The sequence below is a fragment of the Candidatus Aquicultor sp. genome, assembly GCF_054640775.1.
Genome location: NZ_JBTSLF010000071.1, coordinates 2,650 through 13,847, shown reverse-complemented (window position 1 = coordinate 13,847; position 11,198 = coordinate 2,650). Strand labels below are relative to the sequence as shown.

The window sequence follows — 11,198 nt, the reverse complement described above, 5'->3', positions numbered from 1 at the left end:
GATCTAGGATATACCCGTCGGAAGCCGTGTAAGCACCGAACTTCCAAATGTAACCCGAAAGTATTTTGAAAAGCTTGGTATACCTGTAAAAATCTCATTCTCCTACGGCGCGACAGAGGCGAAAGTGCCGGAGCTTGTAGATGTCGTCGTCGACCTCACCGAAACCGGCTCGACCCTGCGAAGAAACCGTCTTCGTATTATCGATACCGTTTTGGAGTCGACAACCCGCCTTATGGCCAACAAGCAGGCCTGGGCTAATCCCGAGAAACGGCAGGCGATAGACGAGATAAAGACGCTCCTACTCGGCGTTATAGAAGCCCGCGGCAAAGTCCTCATAAGCATGAATGTCCCGGAGGATAAACTTGAAGATATCGTTGCGGTCTTGCCGGCGCTCAAAAAACCGACGGTATCCAAACTCTATAACTCCGATTTCTTTGCTATTGAAACCGTTGTCGAAAAATCAAACGTAAATATCCTCATCCCAAAACTGAAGGCATTCGGCGCCGAAGACATCATCGAACTCGGCCTTTCAAAAATAATTCGCTAACAAATATTTGTATCTTCTCTTGCAATAGCTTGAAAATTAAGGTAAACGTAAGTATATAGGATTGAATAATAATTGGTATGTTAGTCCCTTAAAAAGCGGACACCCAGCCGATGGGTGTCCGCTTTTTCTTTGTCGTTTACCGGGTAACCAACGGGAGAGACTATGACAAGCGAAGCAACACTACTCGTCAAAGAACTACGCCATATAGAAGACCCATCCGAAGCCCTGCAAGGGTTTCTGAACGACCACATGCCGTTCCTCCTGGAGAGCCCACTGCTCATGGACCGCTATGGCAGGTACTCTATTTTAGGCAGCAACCCAACCATATCGCTCCAGTCTAAAGGCTCAATAACCATTGTCAACAAAGCCGGCCATACTATACCTATCACCACATCCGATCCACTCACGGCGGTTGATGAGGTACTCAGGTCGTTCGGAACGCTAGAGCCGGGCGAGTTCTCCTGGTTGCCATTTACCGGCGGTGCGGTCGGCTACTTCGGCTATGACTTAAACAGACGGATAGAACGGATTCCCGACATCGCTGAAGACGACCAAAATATCCCCGACATCTATCTCGGATTTTATACGGAAGCTATAATCATAGACCATCTCGACAAGAAAACCTATGCAATCGCCTATATTCCTGCCGACGACACGGAATCTCTCGCCAAGGCACAATCGAGTCTCGATCTGCTTATCGACAAGACGACCAAGCTACGGGATGAGTCACAGAACGCTGCAGGCAATAGCGTTACCACGGCGGCATTACATAAAGAAAACCACGGCGTTGCCGCAAATCTGTCATCCAACTTCACGCGAGAACAATATAAACAAGCGATCGATAAAGCAAAAGAATATATTAGCGCCGGCGATATTTTTCAAGTAAACCTGGCGCAAAGGTTCACCGCCGATTTATATGTCGACCACTACACACTCTATAAACTGCTCCGAGAAGCAAACCCGGCCCCGTTTGCGGCGTACCTGGGATACGGCGACTTCTCGATTCTCAGCTCGTCGCCGGAGCGCTTTATGTTTGTCAACGATCGTTATGTCGAAACCAGGCCTATCAAGGGCACTAGGCCGCGTTACAAAGATATCAGCAAAGACAAAGCGGCGGTCAACGAGTTGCTGGCAAGCGAGAAAGACTCAGCCGAGCATGTTATGATTGTCGATGTAAAGCGAAACGACCTCGGCAGGGTGTGCGAGTTTGGAAGCGTCGAAGTTCCAGACGTCATGGTCGTCGAGAGCTACGAAGCGGTTCACCACCTGGTGTCAACCGTTACCGGGCAACTGAGACCCGATATCGGAATGATGGATTTAATAAGGGCGAGTTTTCCCGGAGGCTCGATAACGGGCGCACCGAAAATCAGGGCGATGGAAATAATAGAAGAACTCGAGCCCCATCGCAGGAATCTCTACACCGGCTCAATCGGCTATATCAGCACTAACGGCAAGATGGACACAAACATCGTCATTCGCACGATAACCGCATTAGGCGATAAGGCATATTTACAAGTCGGGGGAGGCATCGTAGCCGATTCAGACCCCGAGGAGGAATACATGGAGACCCTGGACAAGGGTCGTGCGATATTTAATGCGCTCGGCTTAAAGGAGGACTTGATTTAGTGATCGTCTACTTAAACGGCAAGCTCATCAATAAGGAAGATGCGAGAATAAGCGTGTTTGACGGTGGATTCACCCACGGCGACGGCCTCTTTGAGACCATGCGCGCGTATAACGGCACGATCTTCGCCCTGAATCAGCATTTGGAAAGGCTATATGGCTCGGCCGAGCTGCTTGGCTACCCTAATATGCCGGATAAAACGACCCTGGCAGAGGCTTGTAGAAGCACCGTAATAGCCAACAAGTTAAGCGATGCTAGGGTGCGCCTTACCGTCACCAATGGCTCGCCCGGTACGCAAACCCCGACAGTTCTTATAACCGCAGCCCATTATCGAGGCTACGACGAGAACCTGTATCGAACCGGCATGTCAGCCATACTGCTAAACGGTTTTCGCACCTCAACGGATATAACGACCACGCTTAAATCAACCAGCTACCTCCCCTCGGTCATAGCCAGAAAAAAAGCTGAAGAAGCCGGCTGCAATGAAGCCATTCTTGTCAACGAAAAGGGGAGTATCACCGAAGGGTCATACACGAACGCATTCGCGGTTACCGGCAAAACCATACTAACCCCTCCGGTTGAAGATGGTCTTCTTCGGGGGATAACGCGAGACATTGTCATCGATATCGCCACATCTTATGGATATATCGTATCCCAGCAAACTATTCAGGCCGGCGATATATTTGACATGGATGAGCTGTTTCTTACAAATTCGTTAATAGAAGTCATGCCTCTGACGAAGCTTGATGGGGAGAAAATAGGGGATGGTGGTCCCGGAAAATCGACCCGGCATATACAAGCCTTGTACAGGGAGCACACGCTTAGTTTGCCGCACTGTGACCGTTAAATCATTGCCCCGTCACATAAATCGTAACCTGTGACCCCTTATTGACCTGCGATCTCGGCCCTGGGCTTTGGCTTGAAACGATACCCAGTCCAAACTTCTTAACGTTTTTCTTGTTCCTATCGCTGCTGACGACAACGATAAAACCTTTCGACTGTAGCAGCTGGCTTGCCCTTGCCTCGCTTAGGCCGATAACATTCGGGACTGTAGCCTGATTGCCCTCACCGCTGATTACTAAGGTTATCAGCGATCCCGGCTGCGTTACATACCCCGCAGGGGGCCTTTGTCCTATCACCGTTCCTGCCGGTTGTTCGCTTAAACGGTACTCGCCCGTCACCAGGAAGCCGCTTCCCTCAAGCTCGTGTTGCGCCTGGTCCGATGTAAATCCAACAACGTTCGGAACCGTCACTCCTTGTCCCGATTGCGGTTCATTATTGATCAACCCGCTACTAATCGAAAGTTCAACTATCGTACCTTCTTTGACCTCGGTGTTCTCCACCGGGTTCTGTTCAAAGACCTGACCTGCCGGTGCATCCGACGGCTTACTCACAACGCTTGAGCCCAGTTTTAGCTCTGTCAGCGCCTTGATTGCTTCCGCCTGTGTCATCCCGATAAGATTAGGCACCGGAATCGGTTTATGAATGTCGCAAGCCTTAAGGTTCTTGGGCTTATATTTACGAACGAATACGTGCCTGCTGACCTTCGGGCAGAACTCACCGGCCACCATGTTCGATTCATCGCACAGTGAAATATAGGTCAGGCTTCCTCGCGGTGCATCCGCGAAGTCATGCTCGGGAACATTCTTGAGCGCCCGCTTCATAAACGCCGACCAAATCTGCGCCGGGAACTTCCCGCCCACAACCTTAATCCCATGGACGTTTCGCATCGGTTTCATGCTATCCTTATAACCGACCCAAACCGCTGCAGCTAAATCCGGGGTATATCCGCAGAACCAGGCGTCGCAATAATTTTGTGTAGTGCCGGTTTTTCCAGCCGCCGGTCTCCCGATCCTGGCCCGGGTGCCGGTTCCTCCACTGATTACTCCCCGTAGAACATCGGTTACCAGGTATGCCACAGCGGCATCGATTACCTGTCTGGGCTCAACCTTGTGTTTATATACCGTCTGGCCGTTCGGCAGGTCGATTCTCTCGACACCATAGGGCTCGTTATGCTGTCCATTATTTGCAAAGGTCGAATATGCGGACGCCATTTCAAAAGGCGTCACACCTATCTTGAGTCCCCCTAATGTAATCGCCGGGTTTGCATTCAGGTCGGCTGTAATACCGAGCAATCTGGCCGCATCAATGACTTTATCGACGCCGATCTTTGCAACAAGTCCCGCATAAACCACATTCACCGACCAGGCGGTTCCCCTACGCAGGCTCATAGACCCAGCACCTGATTCGCCCGACGAGTTATGAACAGTCCACGGCCTGTTTCCCGGAATCTTAAACGTCTGCGGCGAGGACGCGTTAAACCCGTCATCAGGCGATATGCCGCTCATAAGCGCCGCTGTCAATGTAAACGGTTTAAACGCCGACCCGGGTTGTCTCGGCCCTTGGGTGGCGATGTTGAGCTTCTGCTTATTATAGTCCTTGCCGCCGATCATCGCCTTAACCGCTCCAGTTTTCGGATCGATAGCTACAAGCGAGACGTCGGGATCTCGCGGGCTAGGCAAATACTTCTTCCAGGCAAGCTCCGCGCTCTCCTGCATCTTCGGATCGAGCGTCGTATATATCTTCAGCCCCTGAGAGTAGACATCTTTCTCGTTAAAGCCGGTCTTATCCAGCGCATTTCTGATAAGCCAATCCGCATAATACGGCGCAATCCCAACGTAACTTTGTTTTTTCGGGACTACCGCCATGAGGCGCCCCTTAGCCACCTTGGCCTCTGCCGTTGATATATATCCCTGCTCAGCCATCAAGTCGATTATCATGTTGCGTCTCTTTAGCGCCTGATCCGGGTATTTGTACGGGTTACATCCCGACGGGCTCCTGACCATCCCGGCAAGGAGCGCGCTTTGTTCAACATTCAGCTTGGTGGCCGGAATACCGAAATACGACTCGCTGGCCGCCTCAACACCATACGCGCCGTTTCCAAAATAAATGGTATTTAGATATTTCTCGAGGATTTGCTCTTTGGAATAATTCCGCTCAAGCGCCGTCGCTAAAAAAGCCTCCCGGATCTTTCTTTGAACCGTCTTTTCGGGACTAAAGTAGGCATTTTTAACATATTGTTGCGTGATGGTAGAAGCGCCCTGTGCAGCCTCACGATTCTTAACGTCCCGCACTAACGCACCGATTATTCGAACGTAATCAATGCCTTTATGCTCATAAAAACGCTGATCTTCAACCGAGATAACGGCTTTCTGCAAGATGGTGGAGGTCTGCTTAAGCGGCACTATCGTCCGGTTTTCATGGAAAAGCCTGGTTATGACCGTTCCATCGGCCGCATAAACATAGGTGGTCTGGTTCTTAATAATGCCTTTGACATCGCCTATATCGGGGAGATCGCGGACTGATTCGTACACAAACGTGCCGGCCACCACCGCCACCCCGACCAATAATGTGAAAATTGAAGCCAATATCTTGTGTCTCAAGATAAATCCCAAGTTATTGCGCCTCCAAATGCTCCGATTTTTGCTGCATTAGCACAGCCATTAATCTACTGCTACCATAAACAGATTGCCATAAATAAGCTTATTTTGCTAGATTTATATTTTGCCAGTAGCAGAGCAAGCGATGCTTACGGCCTAGTATAACAATTAATCACGGCAATAGTAATATTCGCACCCAAATCTATATGTCATTCTGAGCGATAGCGAAGAATCTCGGGCGCAGCACGCATGATTGTAACTTACTAGCGTCTAGGCGTAGCTTCACTGTTCTCAGGTAGATGGTTTTATTCTGCCTACTGCTTACTGCCTACCGCATACTGTTCTTTTGACTTCAGTCTTCTGTTATATTTGCACCCTATATGGTAGGATAAGGTGAAGAACTCTCCGGGAGGTGAAAGAATTGCGTGAAAGAGTAGAGGCTGCGCTTGAGAAGATAAAGCCGGGACTTCAGGCGGACGGTGGCGACATCGAACTCGTTAACATTACCGACGATGGTGTCGTTCAAGTAAGGTTACTTGGTTCCTGCGCCGGATGTCCGATGTCGCAGATGACATTAACGCATTACGTAGAACAGACACTAAAGGAAATGGTTCCTGAGGTGAAGATGGTACAGAACGTTCTCGTTTAAGTTTTGCGATATAAACAGGCATTGAACCATAGATTTAAGAATTCAGCCGAGGCCTCAAGCCTCGGCTGCTAGTTTTCATAATTACTAATAGTTTCTGGGGTGATTTAATTGAAAAAGCCGGAGATCCTATCCCCGGCCGGGAACATGGAGCGGCTAGAATACGCCATAGCCTACGGCGCCGATGCCGTCTATATAGGGGGGCATAGCTTCAGCCTCCGCGCAAAAGCCAGCAATTTCTCTATCGACGACATAAAAAAAGCCGTTGAAAGAGCCCATAGCGCGGGGAAAAAGCTCTACGTAACGCTTAACATATTTGCAAGAAACAGCGATTTCATAAAGCTTTCGCACTATATCAGCGATCTCGCGGATGCCCGCGTCGATGCGGTGATCGTTGCTGATCCCGGTATTTTAAGCACTGTTAAAACCGTGGCTCCGGATTTACGCATCCACATCAGCACTCAGGCGAACGTTACCAACACCGCCGCCGCAGGTTTCTGGGCATCCCAGGGTGCATCAAGAGTCATCCTGGCACGTGAGCTAACCGCCCCCGAGATGGCCGAGATATCAAAAAACGCCGCCATCGAAACCGAGGCATTCATCCACGGAGCCATGTGTATTTCCTACTCCGGCAGATGTCTGATGAGCAAGTTCCTCGCCGACCGGGATGGCAATCGCGGCGACTGCGCTCACTCCTGCCGCTGGAAATATCACCTGGTAGAGGAGAAGCGCCCAGGGCAGTACCACGAGATTCAAGAGGATGAAAGAGGTACCTATTTCTTCAACTCGAAAGACTTGGCGCTCATAGAGCATATCCCCGAACTAATGCAATGCGGCCTCACCAGCCTAAAGATCGAAGGCAGGATGAAGACCACCCACTACGTCGCTGCAATAACAAAAATATACCGAAAAGCCGTTGACCGCTACTTCGATAACCCAGATAATTATAGTCCTGACCCAGAATGGTTCGAAGAAATCCAAAAGGTTAGCCACCGCCAGTACTCAACCGGCTTCTTCCTCGGCGAAAAAGGGGAAGAGATGCTCGATTGCGCGCGCTATGAGAAGTCACATGATTTTGTCGGGGTGGTTGAAGGGTACGATAAGAAGAACGGTCTGGTGATCGTCTCGGTCAGGAACAGGCTCAGGATAGCCGAACCAATCGAAGTGTTAGGCCCGGACAACCTGATGAGGGATTATCGGATACCCGAAATGTTCACCGTGCAAGAAGGTAAAAAAGGCGGTCCTGTTGAAGTCTCACATGCCGGGTTTAAGGTAGGCATACCTTCGCCAGAGCCGTGGCCAGAGTTCGCAATCCTTAGACGAGCGATAGATTAAAATAATAAGCAGTGAGGTAATCAGTGTTGGCAAAGCTATTCCCAGATCATTACTATGATTCGATTTTCGATATAGACCTAGAAGAGTTAAAGCAAGACGGGATCAAAGGAATCATCCTCGATCTCGACAACACTATCATTGCCCGGAATAGCTCGGTCGCCACCGAAGAGCTAAAAGTGTGGCTCCAAAAAGTCGAGGCAGGGGGATTCAAAGCTTGTATCCTCTCTAATAACTGGAAGCAACGCGTGGCAGGAGTAGCCGCTCAAGTAAGACTCCCGCTTGTAGCCAGAGCTGCCAAACCTCGAAAAGGAGCCTTCAAGCGCGCGATGGAAGTCCTCGGGACCCATGGCGACGAGACGGTTGTCGTCGGTGACCAGATATTCACCGATGTCTTCGGCGGAAATCTTGCGGGCTTACATACCATCCTTGTCGTGCCGATGAGTAACCATGAAGCGTTCCACACCAGGTTCCTCCGCCAACTCGAGAAGCTGGTTATGAAACGCTGGCAAAAACACAGCCTGCACAGCTCATAACTGTGAGCATGCAGATATCAAATAGCCATCCTATCCATAGGCAATGTGGATCGCTACAAGGGGAGCTAAATGAACGAAATAAACGGCGCAACAAAAGTAACAGGGATAATCGGATATCCGTTAACCTATACATTCTCGCCACTTATGCACAACAAGGCGTTCGAGGCGCTCAACCTCAATTATAGATACCTGCCATTCGTCGTCGAGCCAAAGGCTCTCGAAAATGCTATTGACGGCATAAGGTCCCTAAATATCCAGGGAATAAATGTAACCATGCCCCACAAAGAAGCCGTAATCAATTTTCTCGATGAACTCTCCGCTGAGGCCAAGACCATCGGTGCTGTCAACACGATAAAAAACGATAACGGTCGTCTTATCGGCTATAACACCGATGCCCAGGGTTTCATTAAGTCTCTCGAAGAGGAATCCTTCAATCCGGCCGGCAAAACAGCGATAATCCTAGGCACGGGAGGCGCGGCAAAGGCGGCAGCGGTTGCACTTGCGCGAGCCGGTATCAAAAGCATCGTAATACTAGGCAGGTCGCAGAACAGGGCCGGGGCCATAGCCTCCAACCTTATCTCTAATTTCCAGGAAATATCAGTAAAAACGCTCACATTCGAGGATAATCTCGCCGATATTTTCCAAATAGGAGAACTAATAGTAAATGCAACGCCTGTTGGTATGAAGGAAAGCGGAGATCTCCTGCCAGTACCTTTAGAGTTAATAAACGCATCGCACTTTGTTTATGATCTTATTTACACACCACTTGAAACCGCACTAATTAACGGAGCACGACATAAAGGAGCTAGGGCTGCAAACGGACTTGGTATGCTCTTATACCAGGCGGCCTCGGCCTTCGAGATTTGGACTGGTACCTCCGCACCCGTTGAAGTAATGCGTCAGGCGTTAATCCAAGGATTAAAGAGCGGAGATAGACCAGATAATGTTCAAGAGGAAGATAGGCGAGTTTCTACTTGACGCCGGAGTAATTACACAAGACCAGCTCAGTGAGGCCATTAATACTTCAAGTGACGAAGAACAGGTGGACCAAAAGCTGGTCGATCTCGGCTATGTTTCCGAATCCGATATAGCGAAAAACCTGGCTAAACAGTTAAACCTCGGCTACGTTGACCTCGATGCATACGAAGTTAACACGCAGGCCACCGCACTTATCTCAAGCGAGCAAATCCATCGCTATAAGGTGCTCCCGATAGAATTTGAAGACGACCGCCTCGTCGTCGCAATGGCCGACCCGACAAACATTTTCTCTATCGACGACCTTCATGTCATGACCGGACATGAGATCATTCCGGTAGTCGTTTCCGAAAAAGATCTCCAAACCGCTATCGAAAAATACAGTACCAGTGATGACATTGTCGAAGAGGCGATCGAAAGCATTAGCGACGACTTCGACCGCGAAACCGATGTCATCGCCGATGAAAAAGAGGCCGAGGGCGCCCCCATCGTAAAGCTGGTCAACATGATCGTTACCGAAGCGGTTCGAGATAGGGCCAGCGACATATTCATCGAACCGCAGGAAAAAGACGTAAGAATCAGGTGCAGGATAGATGGGGTGCTTCATGAAGTCATGCGCTCACCTAAGCATATTCAAGCCGGAATCATCTCGCGAATAAAAATCATGGCCGGCCTGGACATTGCAGAGCGCCGCCTCCCTCAAGATGGGCGTTTCGGGTTAGCCATCGATAAGCGACCGATCGATTTCCGCGTCGCCACGCTGCCAACCATCCATGGCGAACAGGTAGTTCTTAGGGTACTAGAAAAAGAAAGCATAATGATGAACCTCGACGACCTCGGCTTTCTACCGGGTTCGTTCGATATGTTCAAGGAGTCTTTCACTAAGCCCTATGGCGCGATCCTCATCACCGGGCCAACCGGAAGCGGTAAGACAACGACACTATATTCCGTTCTTAACTTGCTTAACTCAAAAGAGAAGAACCTTATCACGGTAGAGGACCCTGTCGAATACCGTTTACCAAACATAAGCCAGGTCCAGGTCAACACAAAAACGGGTTTATCGTTTGCAAGAGCCCTGCGGTCTATACTGCGCCAGGATCCGGATATCGTGATGATAGGCGAGATCAGGGATGAGGAGACCGCTCTCATCGCAGTCGAATCCGCGCTTACCGGACACCTTGTGCTTTCAACGCTTCACACAAACAACGCTCCGGCAACGCTGACCAGGCTTGTTGAGATGGGGATAGAGCCGTTCCTAGTATCATCAGCGGTCGATTGCATCGTATCCCAGCGCCTTGCTCGAAAGCTCTGCACACGATGTCGTGAACTCTTTACGCCTACGCAAGAGGAGCTGATCGAGGCCGGCTACATAATCGACGGAAGCGAGCCAACCGAGATTTACCGGGCGCGTGGCTGCAAACGCTGCGGCAACACCGGCTACCACGGCCGCATAGGTCTTTATGAAATCATGATCATGACAGAAGGGATAGAGCGTCTTCTGGTCGAAAACGCATCGCCCGAAGACATAACCAAACTCGCACTCACCGAAGGCATGCTAACGTTGCGAAAAGACGGCCTTGATAAGGTTCGTTCCGGCTTGACTTCGATAGAAGAAATCCTAAGGGTTACCGTATAGAACCGGTAGAGGAATAGATTATGCTAAAAGAGAAATCCGACGAAATACTCGCGAATATATTGGTTAAAAAAGGCATACTCTCGCATGATGACCTGGAGAGGGTCGAAGAGAGTATCGATTGCGATACATCATTGGCGCAAGCTTTGGTCAACGAGGGTCTGCTTGATGCCGACACCATTACCGAACTGCTGGGCTCGAGCGACTTTAACTTCGTCGATCTTAGCGAATACCACATAAACGTTTCAGCCGCCTCGATACTGCCCGAGACGTTTGCCAGGCGATACAACGTCCTGCCTATAGATTTCGAGCGCGACAAACTTGTCGTTGCCATCGCAGACCCGACAAACGTTGTAGCCCTGGACGACCTGCAAATGATTACCGGGTACGACATAAAAGCAGTGGTCGCGCTTGAAGATGAGATAAAGATAGCGCTCAACCGCTACTACAGGGCAACGGAATCTG

10 protein-coding genes are annotated in these 11,198 nt (G+C 50.0%); 9 read left to right on the top strand and 1 reads right to left on the bottom strand.

Going from position 1 to position 11,198, the window contains the following annotated elements; genetic code table 11:
- Positions 1 to 10 precede the first annotated feature (10 nt).
- From hisG to ACYC56_RS07450, 3 genes are all read left to right on the top strand, one after another.
- Entirely contained in the window at positions 11 to 547 is a 537-nt protein-coding gene (gene hisG / locus ACYC56_RS07460) for an ATP phosphoribosyltransferase (protein ID WP_461373553.1), read from the top strand.
- Between the two features lie 162 nt (positions 548 to 709).
- On the top strand, positions 710 to 2,173 hold the full coding sequence (pabB, locus tag ACYC56_RS07455; protein WP_461373552.1) for an aminodeoxychorismate synthase component I: 1,464 nt from the start codon (positions 710 to 712) through the stop codon (positions 2,171 to 2,173).
- The gene (locus tag ACYC56_RS07450) at positions 2,173 to 3,018 is read left to right on the top strand and encodes an aminotransferase class IV (RefSeq protein WP_461373551.1); all 846 of its coding nucleotides are present in this window, start codon (positions 2,173 to 2,175) and stop codon (positions 3,016 to 3,018) included. The genes pabB and ACYC56_RS07450 overlap by 1 nt, the downstream gene beginning before the upstream one ends.
- Position 3,019: 1 nt before the next feature.
- Here the strand turns inward: ACYC56_RS07450 and ACYC56_RS07445 are convergent, their stop codons facing one another.
- Complete coding sequence (locus tag ACYC56_RS07445; RefSeq protein ID WP_461373550.1) at positions 3,020 to 5,626, bottom strand: transglycosylase domain-containing protein; 2,607 nt, start codon at positions 5,624 to 5,626, stop codon at positions 3,020 to 3,022.
- Positions 5,627 to 6,032: 406 nt separating this feature from the next.
- On the opposite strand from ACYC56_RS07445, the gene ACYC56_RS07440 reads away from it, so the two are divergent.
- The 6 genes from ACYC56_RS07440 to ACYC56_RS07415 form a co-directional block, all read left to right on the top strand.
- The gene (locus ACYC56_RS07440; protein ID WP_461373549.1) at positions 6,033 to 6,260 is read left to right on the top strand and encodes a NifU family protein; all 228 of its coding nucleotides are present in this window, start codon (positions 6,033 to 6,035) and stop codon (positions 6,258 to 6,260) included.
- Positions 6,261 to 6,368: 108 nt separating this feature from the next.
- Positions 6,369 to 7,592, top strand: a complete 1,224-nt coding sequence (locus ACYC56_RS07435; RefSeq protein ID WP_461373548.1) for a peptidase U32 family protein — start codon at positions 6,369 to 6,371, stop codon at positions 7,590 to 7,592.
- Between the two features lie 23 nt (positions 7,593 to 7,615).
- Positions 7,616 to 8,125, top strand: coding sequence for a YqeG family HAD IIIA-type phosphatase (locus ACYC56_RS07430; RefSeq protein WP_461373547.1), 510 nt, complete (start codon positions 7,616 to 7,618; stop codon positions 8,123 to 8,125).
- Between the two features lie 69 nt (positions 8,126 to 8,194).
- The gene (locus ACYC56_RS07425; RefSeq protein ID WP_461373546.1) at positions 8,195 to 9,103 is read left to right on the top strand and encodes a shikimate dehydrogenase; all 909 of its coding nucleotides are present in this window, start codon (positions 8,195 to 8,197) and stop codon (positions 9,101 to 9,103) included.
- On the top strand, positions 9,069 to 10,736 hold the full coding sequence (locus tag ACYC56_RS07420) for a GspE/PulE family protein (RefSeq protein WP_461373545.1): 1,668 nt from the start codon (positions 9,069 to 9,071) through the stop codon (positions 10,734 to 10,736). The genes ACYC56_RS07425 and ACYC56_RS07420 overlap by 35 nt, the downstream gene beginning before the upstream one ends.
- A 20-nt stretch (positions 10,737 to 10,756) precedes the next feature.
- The coding region (locus ACYC56_RS07415) for a GspE/PulE/PilB domain-containing protein (RefSeq protein WP_461373544.1) at positions 10,757 to 11,198 on the top strand (442 nt) is incomplete at its 3' end.